14 protein-coding genes are annotated in these 13,555 nt (G+C 69.0%); 11 read left to right on the top strand and 3 right to left on the bottom strand.

The features are described from left to right. Window positions 1–17 precede the first annotated feature (17 nt). The 3 genes from manA to ACQP1K_RS28220 all read left to right on the top strand — a co-directional run bounded on the left by manA (window position 18) and on the right by ACQP1K_RS28220 (window position 3,249). Window positions 18–1,145 (top strand): mannose-6-phosphate isomerase, class I, encoded by a 1,128-nt coding sequence (gene manA / locus ACQP1K_RS28230; RefSeq protein ID WP_433498719.1) that lies wholly within the window; start codon window positions 18–20, stop codon window positions 1,143–1,145. 203 nt (window positions 1,146–1,348) lie between these two features. Beyond that, on the top strand, window positions 1,349–2,377 hold the full coding sequence (locus ACQP1K_RS28225) for a polysaccharide deacetylase family protein (protein ID WP_433498718.1): 1,029 nt from the start codon (window positions 1,349–1,351) through the stop codon (window positions 2,375–2,377). A gap of 68 nt (window positions 2,378–2,445) precedes the next feature. Continuing rightward, the gene (locus tag ACQP1K_RS28220; protein ID WP_433498717.1) at window positions 2,446–3,249 is read left to right on the top strand and encodes a CPBP family intramembrane glutamic endopeptidase; all 804 of its coding nucleotides are present in this window, start codon (window positions 2,446–2,448) and stop codon (window positions 3,247–3,249) included. Between the two features lie 495 nt (window positions 3,250–3,744). On the opposite strand, the gene ACQP1K_RS28215 is transcribed toward ACQP1K_RS28220, so the two are convergent. Beyond that, window positions 3,745–3,930, bottom strand: a complete 186-nt coding sequence (locus ACQP1K_RS28215) for a hypothetical protein (protein ID WP_433498716.1) — start codon at window positions 3,928–3,930, stop codon at window positions 3,745–3,747. Window positions 3,931–4,152: 222 nt separating this feature from the next. Next, complete coding sequence (locus tag ACQP1K_RS28210) at window positions 4,153–4,869, bottom strand: maleylpyruvate isomerase family mycothiol-dependent enzyme (RefSeq protein WP_433498715.1); 717 nt, start codon at window positions 4,867–4,869, stop codon at window positions 4,153–4,155. Window positions 4,870–5,077: 208 nt separating this feature from the next. Between ACQP1K_RS28210 and ACQP1K_RS28205 the strand changes: the two genes are divergently transcribed. Beyond that, on the top strand, window positions 5,078–5,881 hold the full coding sequence (locus tag ACQP1K_RS28205) for an SAM-dependent methyltransferase (protein WP_433498714.1): 804 nt from the start codon (window positions 5,078–5,080) through the stop codon (window positions 5,879–5,881). Between the two features lie 61 nt (window positions 5,882–5,942). Here the strand turns inward: ACQP1K_RS28205 and ACQP1K_RS28200 are convergent, their stop codons facing one another. Further along, the gene (locus ACQP1K_RS28200) at window positions 5,943–6,404 is read right to left on the bottom strand and encodes a pyridoxamine 5'-phosphate oxidase family protein (protein WP_433498713.1); all 462 of its coding nucleotides are present in this window, start codon (window positions 6,402–6,404) and stop codon (window positions 5,943–5,945) included. A gap of 236 nt (window positions 6,405–6,640) precedes the next feature. Between ACQP1K_RS28200 and ACQP1K_RS28195 the strand changes: the two genes are divergently transcribed. The 7 genes from ACQP1K_RS28195 to ACQP1K_RS28165 all read left to right on the top strand — a co-directional run bounded on the left by ACQP1K_RS28195 (window position 6,641) and on the right by ACQP1K_RS28165 (window position 13,553). Beyond that, a complete protein-coding gene (locus tag ACQP1K_RS28195; RefSeq protein ID WP_433498712.1) occupies window positions 6,641–8,974 on the top strand; it encodes a phosphoketolase family protein in 2,334 nt (777 codons plus the stop codon). Between the two features lie 426 nt (window positions 8,975–9,400). Beyond that, window positions 9,401–9,766, top strand: coding sequence for a LuxR C-terminal-related transcriptional regulator (locus tag ACQP1K_RS28190; RefSeq protein WP_433498711.1), 366 nt, complete (start codon window positions 9,401–9,403; stop codon window positions 9,764–9,766). 76 nt (window positions 9,767–9,842) lie between these two features. After that, window positions 9,843–10,160 (top strand): cupin domain-containing protein, encoded by a 318-nt coding sequence (locus tag ACQP1K_RS28185; protein ID WP_433498710.1) that lies wholly within the window; start codon window positions 9,843–9,845, stop codon window positions 10,158–10,160. 24 nt (window positions 10,161–10,184) lie between these two features. Then, complete coding sequence (locus ACQP1K_RS28180; protein ID WP_433498709.1) at window positions 10,185–11,705, top strand: amino acid adenylation domain-containing protein; 1,521 nt, start codon at window positions 10,185–10,187, stop codon at window positions 11,703–11,705. Continuing rightward, the gene (locus ACQP1K_RS28175; RefSeq protein WP_433498708.1) at window positions 11,702–12,160 is read left to right on the top strand and encodes a hypothetical protein; all 459 of its coding nucleotides are present in this window, start codon (window positions 11,702–11,704) and stop codon (window positions 12,158–12,160) included. Before ACQP1K_RS28180 ends, ACQP1K_RS28175 begins: the two co-directional genes overlap by 4 nt. Then, window positions 12,148–13,317, top strand: a complete 1,170-nt coding sequence (locus tag ACQP1K_RS28170; protein WP_433498707.1) for a cytochrome P450 — start codon at window positions 12,148–12,150, stop codon at window positions 13,315–13,317. The genes ACQP1K_RS28175 and ACQP1K_RS28170 overlap by 13 nt, the downstream gene beginning before the upstream one ends. Then, window positions 13,317–13,553: a hypothetical protein gene (locus tag ACQP1K_RS28165; protein ID WP_433498706.1), complete on the top strand. Its 237-nt coding sequence runs from the start codon at window positions 13,317–13,319 to the stop codon at window positions 13,551–13,553. Before ACQP1K_RS28170 ends, ACQP1K_RS28165 begins: the two co-directional genes overlap by 1 nt. Window positions 13,554–13,555 lie beyond the last annotated feature (2 nt).

Genomic DNA, 13,555 nt, shown 5'->3' with positions numbered 1-13,555 from the left:
ATTTAGGCGAGGACTTCGTGGATCTGCTCAGCAACCCGATTAAGGACTACCCCTGGGGGTCTCGTACGGCCATCGCGGGCCTGACCGGCCGCGTCGCCGACGGACCGGAGGCCGAGATGTGGCTCGGCGCCCATCCGGCGAGCCCGTCGCTGCTGGTCCGCGATGGGGCGCCTGATCGCACGCTGGCGGAGGCCGTCGCGGCCGACCCGGTGGGGATGCTCGGGCGGTCGGTCGCCGAGCGCTTCGGGGCGCGCCTGCCGTACCTGATGAAGCTGATCGCGGTGGATCGGCCGCTGTCGCTGCAGGTCCACCCCGACGCGGCGCAGGCGGCCGAGGGCCATGCGCGGGGCGACGTGAACTACACCGACCCGTGGCACAAGCCGGAGCTGGTCTGCGCGATCACGCCGTTCACCGGGCTGGCCGGCCTCCGGCCGGCCGACCAGGCCGCGAAGCTGATCGACCGGCTGCACGTGCGGGCGCTCCAGCCGGTCGTGGACCTGCTGTCCGGCGGAGATCGCCTCGGCGCGCTGCGCGCCCTGCTGGAGACGACGGAGCCGAGGCGTGAGCTGGTCGAGTCGATCGTGTGGGCCGCATCCGCCGTGCACCACCCCGAATACGCCCTGGTCGTACGGCTCGCGCGGCGCTATCCGGAGGACCCGGCCGTGCTCGCCCCGCTGCTGATGCACCGTCACGAGCTGGCTCCCGGCGAGGCGCTGTTCCTCGGCGCCGGGGTGCTGCACTGCTACCTCGACGGGTTCGCCGTGGAGATGATGGCGTGCTCGGACAACGTGCTGCGGGCCGGGCTCACCGGCAAACCGATCGATGTGCCCGGACTGCTGCGCATCGCCGATCCCGACGCCCAGCCGCTGCCGGTGCCGCTCGTCGTCGACGGGGGCGACGGCGTCTACGTGCCGCCGTGCCCCGAATTCCGGCTGCGGCGGATCGCCGTCTCCGGCGATGGCGGGGTGCTGGCGGGCGAGCTGCCGAGGACCGTGCTGTGCGTCGAGGGCAGGGTCAGGCTCGGCGCGGAGCCGGGGTCGCAGATCAAGCTGGGGCCGGGCGAGTCCGTCTTCGTCGCCGCCTCCGACGGGCCGGTCGAGCTGTCCGGCGACGGCGTCGCCTTCTGCGCCGAGCCCCAGCCGTAGGCCGGCACGCGGGGCGCGTCCGGGAGCGACCCTCCCGCCGGCTCCTTACGGTCCCCCTCGAGGTAAGGGTCTCGGAGATATGCGCAGCGTGTTGTTTGTACTACTGTCCGTGAATTCGCCGGCCCCCGCGGGTAGGAGTGATCTATCGAACCGCGGCCCATCTAGGGGGAGCAATGGGACGCTTCAGGGTTGCCGGCATCGGCATGGCGTCTTTGAGCGTCATAGCGCTGTCCGCCTGCACGTCTGGAGGGAGCAAGCCGTCCGAGCACGAAGACGCGCAGGCCAAGGCGGCCAAAGTGGCCGCTGAGGCGAAGACGCGCAAGGCCGAGCAGACGGCGGCGGCACGGGTGAAGGCCAACGAGCTGGGCCAGATCCCGGTGATCATGTATCACCGGGTGATGAAGAATCCGGCCCCCGGCGACGACCTCACCCCCGCGCAGTTCCGCGCCGAGCTGGAACGCCTGGCGCAGGAGGACTACGTGCCGATCACGGCCGCCGAGTACGTGACCGGAAAGATCGACATCCCGGCCGGCAAACACCCCGTCGTGCTGACCTTCGACGACTCGTCACCCGCCCAGCTCACGCTCGACGGCATGGGCAACCCCGCGCCGGACTGCGCGATCGGGATCCTGATGGACGTCGCGAAGAAGCACCCGGGCTTCCGTCCGGTCGCCACGATGTACGCGATCCGCGACCTGTTCGGCAAGACGCGTCAGGAGGAGCAGATCCAGGTCCTGCAGTGGCTGAAGAACCGCGGGTTCGACATCGGCAATCACACGCACGACCACGTGAACCTGCTCGGCAAGTCGCAGGAGGAGGTGGCCAAGCAGATCGTCGCGGGCCACACGATGATCACCTCTCTCATCAAGACCCCGCCGGTCACGTTGGCCCTGCCGTACGGCAACCAGCCGAAGAAGAAGGAATGGGGACTGCGCGGCAGCTACAAGGGGGTCTCCTACGACTACAAGGGTGAATTCCTCGCCGGATACACCCCGTCGCCGTCGCCGTTCACCAAGGACTTCGACCCGGCGGGCATTCCGAGGATCCGGTCGAAGGAGAAGACCAAGACCGGGGACTGCGCCAAGTTCTGCTCGGCGGCCTGGCTCGACTGGCTCAAGGCGAACCCCAACGACCGCTACACCTCGGATGGCAATGCCAAGACCGTGGCGTTCCCGAAGTTCAAGGCGCCCTTCGTGTCCCCTGCCTTCTCGTCCCGCACGCTGCCGTACTGACGTGGTTCGATCGGTGACCGGTCGCCGGCGGATCGTCCGGATTCGCCACGCCCGTTAACCTGCGGAACATGAACGAGGATGGTGCCGGCGCCAGGCCGGACGGCACGGGGGCCGACCTGCGCGGGCTCACCCCGCGGCTCATCGGGGCGGAGATCGTCGCGGTGTTCGCGGTCTCGCTGGGCGCCAGTGCGCTGCTGTCGCTGATCCGCCTGATCGGCGCGCTGACCGCGCCCGAGCGGCTCGGCGGCCAGGACGCGGTGCTCGTCCGCTCCCTGGCACCGGGCCGTCCGTGGCTGGACCTGGCCCTGCACATCGCCGCGATCGCGATCAATGTGGCGCCGGTCGGACTCGTCGCCTATCTGCTGGTCCGCTCGGGGGAGTCGATGCGGACGATCGGCGTCGACTTCCGCGAGCCCGGCCGCGATCTGCTGCGCGGCGCCGCGCTCGCGGCGGCGATCGGCGGCTCCGGGCTGGTGTTCTACCTGCTGGTGTTCCAGGCCGGCTTCAACCTCAACGTGGTGCCGGAGAGCCTGCCCGAGGTGTGGTGGCGGGTGCCGGTGCTGGTGGCGGAGGCCGCGCAGAACGGGGTGCTCGAAGAGGTCCTCGTCGGCGGCTATCTGCTGCACCGGCTCGGACAGCTCGGCTGGTCGCCGTGGCGGTCCGTGGCCGTGTCGGCGGTGCTGCGCGGCTCGTACCACCTATATCAGGGTTTCGGGGGATTCGTCGGCAACGTGGTGATGGGTGTGGTCTTCGGGCGGCTCTACCAGCGCTGGGGCCGGGCCATGCCGCTGGTCGCCGCCCACACGATCATCGACATCGTCGCCTTCGTCGGGTACGGCATCCTACGCGGCCGGGTCTCCTGGCTCCCCTGACCACACCCGCACACCTCCTCGCCGTGATCTTGCAGTTGCTCGCACATAAGCTCGTGAACAGGGGAAACGGCTCTCGTGATCTTGCAGAAACTCGCATCGATCCCAGCTGACCTGGGTAAACGGCTCCCGTGATCTTGCACTGTGGACTGCAAGATCACGGACTGTGTTACCGCAGGTCGGGGACCATGCGTGCGAGTTTCTGCAAGATCACGACAAGGATGCTTCCTGGTCACGGCGGGTCCCTGCGAGAAACTGCAAGATCACGGCGGGGTGTGGGCGCGCCTCGTTGCCATGCGGCCGGTCACCGTGCATGGTTGACCTTGTCGCCGCCATTCGCCTGGACGACTTGATGGGTGACACATCCGAATCCCCCCGGCAATGCCGCCAATCCGACCTGATCGGCCATCGACGCCGCCTTAATGGGGATTTAGCATGATTCGCTTACTGAAGCGCCTTTCACGCAACAACGCCACGCCCGCGCCCGTACGGCACGCCTCACGGGCGTATCGCGAACGCAGGCCGGTCACCCCGCGGATGCGGCGGGGCCCATACGTCGCCCGGCCGTACGTCGCGTCCGAGCAGCGCGGGCTCCCGGCCCGGCCGCGCCGGTCCGGCCGCCGCGCTCCCCTCCGGCTGCGGCGGCGCTCCGGCCTGGCCGTACGGGTTATCCACTGGTTCCACCCCGGCCTGCTCCGCTTCCGCCCGGTCGTGTGCGACCGCTCGGGGGCGTTCGTTTTCGAGGGAGGGATCCGGTTCCGGTGCCTCCTGGCCCGGCCACGCCGGAAGCCGATGGTTCGGGCCGGCCTGGAGGGGGGTCGGGTCCGGCGCGATCCGGCTCCGGCCGCACCCCTCGACGGGTTTCCCCCGACCTGCGCCGACTTATTACCTGTGAGGCGGCACCGGTCAGGCGAGACAGCGGAGGACGCCGCGTATCCGGGAGTCGAGCGGGTGGGCGGTGGCCAGCCGGCCGACCGTGGCCTCGACGAACTCCGCCTCGGTCAGCTCGGCGGACAGGCCGTCCACGTGTGCCGTGATCCGGTCGCCGGCCCGCTCGATCCGGGCCTTCGAGCCCTGCTCCTCGAGCGCGAACAGCCCGACCTCGACCCGCCATGCCAGCCTCGCCGCAGCCTCCTGCTCCGCCACCGGTGCGCCCACGTCGTCGCCGTGCGTGGCGTATTCGGAGTCGTAATGGAAGGTCTGCAGGCCCACCGGATAGGGCCCGATCGACGTATGCAGCGTCCCGCCCCGGCCCCGGTCGCGCATCCGCCTGCGGGTCTCGGCGTTCTTGCTCCGCCACTCGTCCAGCACCTGCTCGACCGGCAGGCCGTGGCGCTTGTGCACGCACCACTCGTTGAACGCGTCGAACCCCGACCGCACCCCTTCGCGTTCGAGCATCTCGAAGAAGCCGTCCATGTCGTCGTCGAGGCAGGCGTGGTTGTAGAGCTCCTCCCCGGCGAGGTGGGCGAGCACGTCGCGCACCGTCCACCCCTCGCACCTGGTCGGCCGGTTCCACCCCTCCTCGTCCAGTTCGGCGAAGAAGCGGTCGAGCCGCCTCGCCTCGGTGTCGAGGATGTCGAACGGTTCGAGCCGCGTCAGCGCCACGGGTTCAGTCGTCATCATGTCGTGTGCGGTACCCGGTACACCCGATTTCACTACCGCAGCCAGGCCGGTGTACGAGCCGCACTCCCGGCGCTCCCCGGGAGGTTGATCGACCATCTCTCTAGAGTGATGATCCAATGCGAGGTAGGCTCGCTTTCACTCGTGTAGGCCGAGCGGGAGAAGGTTCGCCGTGACCGATCAGGTTTTCCCCCCACCTTCGGAGCAGCCGGTGAGGGCACGGGAAATCGACACGAGCGTGCCGCACAGCGCCAGGGTCTGGAACTGCTTCCTCGGCGGCAAGGACAACTATCCGGTCGATCGGATGGTCGCCGAGCAGGCCATGCGCATCTTCCCGCACATCACCGAGATCGCCCGCAACGACCGGGGCTTCCTGAAGCGTGTCGTCCGATATCTGGCCGGCGAGGCGGGCATCCGGCAGTTCCTGGACATCGGCACCGGTCTGCCGACGATGGACAACACCCACGAGGTGGCGCAGCGGGTCGCCCCCGAGTCGCGGATCGTTTACGTCGACAACGACCCCCTGGTCCTCGTGCACGCCCAGGCCCTGTTGACCGGCACGCCGCCCGGGGCGACCGACTACATCGAGGCCGACTTCCGGCAGCCGGATCTGATCTTGACGGCGGCCGCGGAGACGCTGGACTTCGACCGCCCGGTCGCCATCATGCTGCTGGGCCTCCTGCACTACATCCCCGACTACGACCAGGTGCGCGCGGTCCTGGCCAGGCTGCTGGACGCCGTTCCGTCCGGGAGCTATCTGGCCGTCACCCACGCGACCTTCGAACTCGGCGACGAGGAGATCAGGACGGCGAACGCCGAGGCGCTCGCCGTCTATAACGAGAAGGCGCCGGTGCCGCTCACACCCCGCGGCAGGGAGCAGGTCGGCCGATTCTTCGACGGACTCGAGCTGGTGGAGCCCGGCCTGGTCACGATGTCCCGGTGGCGGCCGGAGGACACCCCATTCGGCGAGCCCCCCGAGGTCGCCGGCTTCGCCGCACTCGCACGCAAACCGTGAACCCGCCGCCGAAGCCGGTGCCGTTCAGGCGTCCCGCGTCACCTCGCCCGGGCGTCCTCCGTCAGTCAGGTGTGCCGTCCCGCCGGGATGTCGCGGCCACGGCTTCGGCGGGTGCCGGCCGCCGGATCCTGCGGCCGGAGATCTGTTCCGGCGCCATGACGATGAAATGATCGCGATCCCCCGGCGCCCACGGCGACAGCGGCAGCCGCGAAAGACGGGCGGTCTCCTCCGGATCTGACACGGTCCGTGCGTGTCCGACCGCGGTCACCGACCACCCCCAGCGCATCTCGGCGTCGAAGTCGTCGACCTCGAAGGCCACCACGGCGTTGCGCGTGGCCGCGGAGAGCTTCGAGCCGGCCATCGTACGGATGACGACGTTCCCCTCGAACAGACAGAAGTTGACCGGCTGGACAGCGGGGAGGGCGCGATCCGTGAAGACGATTCTCCCGATGGGAGACGAGCCCAGGAGGTCGAGACACTCCTCGCGCGAGAGGATCTCCAAGCCGGCCGCATCAAGTCTCATGCCCTCCAGGATGCGCGTTCGGAGGCGGTTCTCGTTAGGGGCGAAGGTCCCGTCATCGCCGCTGGTCGAGCCCGGCGGGGCCGGCCGGCCGTGCGACCCGGCGGCGTGGCCCCTCGCCGCCGCCCTCGGGTTCCGATCGGATATGCCGCAGGACCGGAATCCTGCCTTCCCTTCGGCTGGGTGGGTAGGGACTTAGTGCCCTGGGTCACCGAGCCGCGACGGGAGACGCTGGTCACATGGACGCACTTGAGCTCGTGGACGCCTACTGGCGTGCCGCGAACTATCTGTCGGTCGGGCAGATCTACCTGCTCGACAACCCGCTGCTGACCGAGCCGCTGCGACCCGAGCACATCAAGCCGCGTCTGCTCGGCCACTGGGGCACCACACCCGGACTGAACTTCTGCTTCGCGCATCTGAATCGGGTCATCAGGGAGCGCGACCAGGACATGATCTACATCGCGGGCCCGGGGCACGGCGGCCCGGCCGCGGTGGCACACGCGTGGCTTGAGGGTTCCTACACGGAGAGGTATCCGGAGATCACCCAGGATGCCGAGGGCATGCGGAGGCTGTTCCGCCAGTTCTCCTTCCCCGGCGGCATCCCGAGCCACGTGGCGCCCGAGACACCCGGATCGATCCATGAGGGCGGCGAGCTCGGCTACGCCCTCGCCCACGCGTACGGCGCCGCGTTCGACAACCCGGACCTCGTCGTGGCCTGTGTGATCGGAGACGGCGAGGCCGAGACCGGGCCGCTGGCCGCGAGCTGGCATTCCAACAAGTTCCTCGACCGGTCGAGCGACGGGGTCGTGCTGCCGATCCTGCACCTGAACGGATACAAGATCGCGAACCCCACGGTGCTGGCCAGGATTCCCGAGGACGAGCTGGTCAAGCTCATGGAGGGGTACGGCTACCGCCCCCACATCGTGTCGGGGGACGACCCGGCCGTCATGCATGCCCTCATGGCCGAGACCCTCGACAGGGTCTTCGACCAGATCGCCGAGTTCAAGAACGGCTCGGCCGAGCGGCTGCCGATGATCATTCTGCGTACGCCCAAGGGGTGGACCGGCCCCGCCGTCGTGGACGGCCTCCCCGTGGAGGGGACCTGGCGTTCCCACCAGGTCCCGCTGGCGGCGGTGCGCGACAACGACGAGCACCGCGCGATGCTGGAGGAGTGGATGCGCTCCTACCGTCCGGAGGAGCTGTTCGACTCCGGGGGCCGGCCGGTGGCGACGATCGGCGAGACCGTTCCCGAGGGACCGCGGCGGATGAGCGCCAACCCGCATGCCAACGGTGGTGAGCTGCTGCGCCCGCTGCTGCTGCCCGACTTCCGCGGCTACGCCGTCGAGGTCAAGACGCCCGCGGCGGCGCACAGCGAGCCGACCCGGGTGCTCGGCGGCTTCCTGCGCGACGTGATCGCGGCCAACCCCGTCGACTTCCGTCTGATGGGGCCGGACGAGACCGCGTCCAACCGGCTGTCGGCGGTGTTCGAGGTGACCGACCGTGCCTGGCACGCCGAGACGCTGCCCACCGACGAGAACCTGTCGCCCGACGGACGGGTGATGGAGGTGCTGAGCGAGCACCTGTGCCAGGGCTGGCTGGAGGCCTACCTGCTGACCGGACGGCACGGCCTGTTCAACTCCTACGAGGCGTTCATCCACATCGTGGACGCGATGTTCAACCAGCACGCCAAGTGGCTGGACGCGTCGAAGAAGATTCCGTGGCGGCGCTCGATCGCCTCGCTCAACTACCTGCTGTCCTCCCATGTGTGGCGGCAGGACCACAACGGCTTCACCCACCAGGACCCGGGCTTCCTGGACGTGGTGGTCAACAAGAAGGCCGAGGTCGTGCGGGTCTACCTGCCGCCGGACGCCAACACGCTGCTGTCGGTCGCCGACCACTGCCTGCGCTCACGCGACTACGTCAACGTGATCGTGGCGGGCAAGCAGCCGGTGCTGGACCTGTTCACGATGGAGGAGGCCGTCGCCCACTGCACCCGGGGCCTCGGCATCATCGACTGGGCCTCGAACGACGAGGGCGCCGAGCCCGATGTCGTGCTGGCCTGCGCCGGCGACGTGCCGACCCTGGAGACGCTGGCCGCCACCGCCCTGCTGCGCGAGCACCTGCCCGAGCTGAAGGTGCGGGTCGTCAACATCGTCGACCTGATGCGGCTGCAGCCGCCGTCCGAACACCCGCACGGGATGAGCGACGCCCAGTACGACGCGCTGTTCACGACGGACAAGCCCGTCATCTTCAACTTCCACGGCTATCCCTGGCTGATCCACCGGCTCACCTACCGGCGCACCGGCCACCCGAACCTCCACGTGCGCGGCTACAAGGAGGAGGGCACCACGACCACGCCGTTCGACATGGCGATGCTCAACGACATCGACCGTTACCACCTGGTGATGGACGTGATCGATCGGGTGCCTGGGCTGGGCGAGCGGGCGGCGCACCTGCGCCAGCGCATGGTCGACGCCCGGCTGCGGGCCCGCGCCCACACCCGTGAGTACGGTGAGGACCTGCCCGAGATCCGCGACTGGACCTGGTCTCCTCCCGCCCTCGACGCCCGCTGAGACCACCGCCCGCTGCGCCCGAGTCGATCGGGCGGGGCCGGCACCGAGGGACGGACGAATACTCCGGCAATGGGCTCCATCTCGTACGTCACGGCTGAGACGGCCGGCGATGTGCGAGATGGAGCCCTTTCGCGTGGCGGCGTCCCGCCGGCCCCGAGCGGTCCCTTATATCACCGCGTTGTGCGACCTACACGGTCGGCCCCCATTGAAGTTCACAATGAAGCAATCTACGCTAAACAAGCAGGGTAAACCGGGAACGGGTTAGTCGATAACTTGAAGTTGTTCGGCGGACGTCGAGGGTTCGATGGGGAGCTCGCCCGGTGCCTCGGCGTGATTTCCGCAGGTCGATGACCGCCGCCGGGCCTACCTGACTTCAGCGTCGAGAGCAGTGGAGACGCGAACGGTCTTCCCTTCGGATGAGCAGGGGTGGAAAACGTGAATTCGCAGCGCAGTCACGTGGGTTCTGACCTGACCGTGAGCGCCGCCCTGGACATGCTGGCGGCCTCTTCCTGGGAGGAGGAGATGGCGCGCGTCGCAGCGCTCTCCGGCCGGGAACTTGTCATCTTCCTGCTGTTGGGGACAGGGGCGTCGAACCGTGCCATCGCCACCAGGCTGAGCATCACCGAGCGCACGGTGAAGGCCCACATCGGGCAGATCCTCGCGAAACTCGGCATCGAATCACGACTGCAGGCGGGTCTCGTCTCCACGGCATGGGCCCGATCGGCGCCGTCCGACTATCGTACCAAAGTTCAATTGCGGAGCGGCGAGTTCGTAAAGAGGATTCAATCGTAACGTCAATCTCGCCGAGGACGCCGAAATGAAGATTAATTGGAGTGAGCACGAGGCCCTTCCGGACGGTGGAATTCCCATGGTCCGCCGTCTGGTTTTCGGGCAGAACATTTCCTGCCTGCATCTGACCGCATCCGAACCCGGGCCACTCGAACTGCAGCCGCATGCGCACGACAACGAACAGTGGGTGGTCGTGACAGCGGGTTCCATCCATTTCGTGTGCGAGGGGGAGGAGTACGAACTCGAAGCGGGAGATGTCGCCTACTTCCCCTCGGGGCAGCGCCACACCGCCACCCGGGTGGGCGAAGACGGCGCGGAACTCCTGGAGCTGTCCGCCCCCGCCCGGCTCGACCTCGTGCCGGGGTCGCTCGTCCCGTCCGTGATGCGTTTCGACTGAACGACGACGGTCGGGGAGAAGCCGATGACCTGGACATTCCGAGGACCGGCCGTGAGCGGGAGGACGATACACGACGCGGTCGTGGCCGCCGCCCGGCGCGATCCCGAGCGCATCGCGGTTCGCTGCGAGGAACACGCGATCAGCTATGCGGAACTGGTGACCGACGCCGAGCGGATCGCACGGCACCTCATCGGCACGGGCGTGTCACCCGGCGGCGTGGTGCCGGTCGTGGCGCGGCGCACCGCCGACCTTCCGGCCGTCCTGCTCGGCGTTCTGCTGGCCGGCGCGGCGTACGCGCTGCTCGACGTCCGCTGGCCGGTCTCCAGGATCGCCTCACTGCTGGAGGCCATGCGGCCCGCGGTGGTGCTCGCCGACCACACGGGGGCGGAACACCTGGCGGGGGCGGCCCTGGAGTGCGTTCCGTTCGCCGAGCTCGACCCGAAGACCGACCAGGCCCTGCCCGAGGTGACGCCGGACGACGTCGCGACGCTGTTCTGGACGTCGGGCAGCACCGGTGAGCCCAAGGCCGTGCTCTCCCCGCATCGGGCCACGACGAGGTTGTTCGGCGCCGATCCCTGCGTGCCGTACGGCCGGGCTCCCAGGATGATCAGCGCGGCCGCGGTGGCCTGGGACGCGTTCACGCTCGAACTGTGGGGGATGCTGACCCGGGGCGGGACCGTGCTGCTCCACGAAGACGACGTGCTCCTGCCCGCCTCCGTCCGCGCCTACATAGCCGACTTCGGCGCGACGCACCTCTTCCTGACTCCCGCGCTGTTCGACGTGCTGGTCACGGCCGACGTCGAGTGTTTCGGCGGGCTGCGGGTGCTCACGCTCGGCGGTGACCGGCCGTCCGTGGAGAACTGCCGGAAGCTGATGGACGCATTTCCGTCGATCGAGCTCTACAACGGTTACGGCCCCGTCGAGAGCTGTGTCTTCGTCACCACCCACCGCATCGGCAGGACCGATCTCGATGGCGACGGAGGAATTCCGGTCGGGCGGCCGGTGGCGGGAACCGACATCTACGTGGTGCGTGACGGCGCGCCGGTCCCCGGCGGTGAGCCCGGTGAGATCGCCATCGGAGGGACCGGCCTCGCCCGGGGATATCTCGGCGATCCACGTCGTACGGCGGAGGTCTTCCGCGACCTCGTGGTCGAGGGAGGGACGCGCCGCGTCTACCTGACCGGTGATCGGGGGTGGCTCGACGGGACCGGCACGCTGCACTTCGGCGGCAGGCTCGACAGCCAGTTCAAGATCGCCGGACATCGGATAGAGCCGGGGGAGATCGAAGCGGCCGCCCGTGCCGCCGGGTGCGCCCAGGCGGTCGCGATGCCGGTCACCCGGAGGAACGGCACCCGGTGCATCGCCCTGTTCGCCGTGCCGTCCGAGGGACGGGTGACGGACGAGAGCGTGCGCGCCGCGCTCAGGGAGAGGCTCCCCGGCTACATGGTGCCTGCGGCCGTCCATCTTCTGGACGTGTTCCCCTTCATGGAGAACACGAAGATCAACAGGCGGATGCTGGCGAGCCGGTTCGGTTACGCGCCATGACCACGGCAACGGCGGATTCGGAGGGATCGGAGTTGACGGTACGCGCCCGCGCGGAAGAGCAGGTCGCCGTCGCGCTCGAGTACGTCCAGGGCAAACGCAGGATCGAACGGGTGATCGAGGCGGCCGACGCGCTCCTCACCCGTTACGCCGGTGAACCGGACACCCGCCGCCGGTTGGAGATGTTCTTCGAGCTGGTGCGGCGGAACTTCAGTCAGGAGATCTCGGTGGAGTTCGACGGCTCGGTGTTCCGTACACAGGAAAGGGCTCAGGTGGCGGACGCGGTGGACTGCGTGTTCCAGATCGAGTGTCCCGATGGGAGGCATGGTGTGATCGCGGCCCGTTACGCGCCGCCGGGAACACTCGGGCTCACCGCCGCTGAGTGGCGTGCCGCGATGGGGCTGCTGGCCCGGATCGCCGGCCTCGGCGCCGGAGGGCACGCGCGATGCGTACGGTGACGGCGGTCGATCCGGGCACGTTGCTGAGCCGGCCGGACTGGTATCGCCGTCTTCCCGCCGGTACGGACGTCCACCTCCTCGGCACGGGTCTGGTCGCGGTGACGGGAAACCGGGCGGCGCGCGAGGCGCTGACCCACCCGGGGCTGGTGGCCGATCACCCGCTCAAGGCCAGCTCCCGGGCGTTCGGCCCCAACGTTCTCGACTGCGACGGCGCCCGCCATCGCGGGTTCCGCGCGCTGCTCGCGCCGATCCTCGCCGCCGGCCGGATCGAGCGGTGGCGGCGGCAGCTGATGCCCGATCTGATCGACGCGCTGGTGGACGACGTCCTCGGCCGGGAGACGGACGACTTCTACGGTGCCCACGCCCACCGGGTCCCGTACGGGATCGTGTGCACGATCCTCGGCGTCGATCGGTCGCTGGAGGGCCGGTTCCACGAGCTGACCCGCCCGCTGGCTCGGCTGCTCGACTACCCGACAGAGGAGACCGAGGCGACCCACGCGAGCATGGCGGCGCTGCTTGCGCTGGTGGGTGAGGAGTGCCGCGCCGAGTCGCTGCGGCCCGACTCGCTGCTCGGCACGATCGAGCGCACGCGTGACCGGAGGGGCATCGCCCTGACCGACGAGGAGGTGCGGTCGACGGCCCTGCTGTTCTTCCTGGCCGGTACGGAGACCAGCAGCGCCTTCATCACCTCGTTGGTGTACTGCCTGGGCCGTTCGATCATGGATATGGACGAGCTGCTCGACGCGTCGGTACGCGACGCCTTCATCGAGGAGACGCTGCGCCTGTATCCGCCGGTGCAGACGATCGCCAGGTTCGCCGAGGCCGACCTGGTCCTGGGGGACGTCCCGGTGCCGCGGCACTCCCTGGTCCTGGTCTCCCTCGCGGCTGCCAACCGCGACCCCGAGATCTTCCCCCACCCGGGGCGGTTCGACGTCGGGCGCGACACGAAGGCGTCGCTGCCGTTCTCCGTCGGGCCGCACAGCTGTCCCGGAGCTCCGCTCGCCAAGACCGAGTTCATGCTGCTCCTGGAGAGCCTCGCCCGCCGCTGCGCGCAGGTCTCGATCACCGGCGACCGCGTGCTGCTGGAGAGCCAGTCGTTCTCCCGGCCGGTGGGGTTCTCCGTCCGCTTTCAACCGAGATCGAAGGACGTGTGCTGATGGGAAGCAAGATCGAGGCCCTGCGTGAGTGGATCACCGGACTGCACGACGAACCCGTCGAGATCGACGACGACACCGATCTGATCGAATCCGTTCTCGTGACGAGCCTGCAGTTCGTCTCGATGGTCATCGAGATCGAGCGGCTGCACGGTAGCCGGATCGAGCCCGGAGTGATCAGGATCGATTCCATGCGGTCGCTGAAGGCGATCGACGCCGCGGTGTTCCAGGGCGCTTAGCG

Source organism: Sphaerimonospora sp. CA-214678, from assembly GCF_050942215.1.
GTDB lineage: Bacteria > Actinomycetota > Actinomycetes > Streptosporangiales > Streptosporangiaceae > Sphaerimonospora.
This window is presented reverse-complemented; position numbering and strand designations above follow the sequence as displayed.

Coding starts and splice junctions, on each gene's coding strand:
- ACQP1K_RS28170 (WP_433498707.1), top strand. CDS start 12,148: ATGCGTACGGTGACGGCGGTCGATCCGGGCACGTTGCTGAGCCGGCCG.
- ACQP1K_RS28225 (WP_433498718.1), top strand. CDS start 1,349: ATGGCGTCTTTGAGCGTCATAGCGCTGTCCGCCTGCACGTCTGGAGGG.
- ACQP1K_RS28200 (WP_433498713.1), bottom strand. CDS start 6,404: ATGAGACTTGATGCGGCCGGCTTGGAGATCCTCTCGCGCGAGGAGTGT.
- ACQP1K_RS28180 (WP_433498709.1), top strand. CDS start 10,185: ATGACCTGGACATTCCGAGGACCGGCCGTGAGCGGGAGGACGATACAC.
- ACQP1K_RS28220 (WP_433498717.1), top strand. CDS start 2,446: ATGAACGAGGATGGTGCCGGCGCCAGGCCGGACGGCACGGGGGCCGAC.
- ACQP1K_RS28185 (WP_433498710.1), top strand. CDS start 9,843: ATGGTCCGCCGTCTGGTTTTCGGGCAGAACATTTCCTGCCTGCATCTG.
- ACQP1K_RS28195 (WP_433498712.1), top strand. CDS start 6,641: ATGGACGCACTTGAGCTCGTGGACGCCTACTGGCGTGCCGCGAACTAT.
- ACQP1K_RS28175 (WP_433498708.1), top strand. CDS start 11,702: ATGACCACGGCAACGGCGGATTCGGAGGGATCGGAGTTGACGGTACGC.
- ACQP1K_RS28210 (WP_433498715.1), bottom strand. CDS start 4,869: ATGATGACGACTGAACCCGTGGCGCTGACGCGGCTCGAACCGTTCGAC.
- ACQP1K_RS28165 (WP_433498706.1), top strand. CDS start 13,317: ATGGGAAGCAAGATCGAGGCCCTGCGTGAGTGGATCACCGGACTGCAC.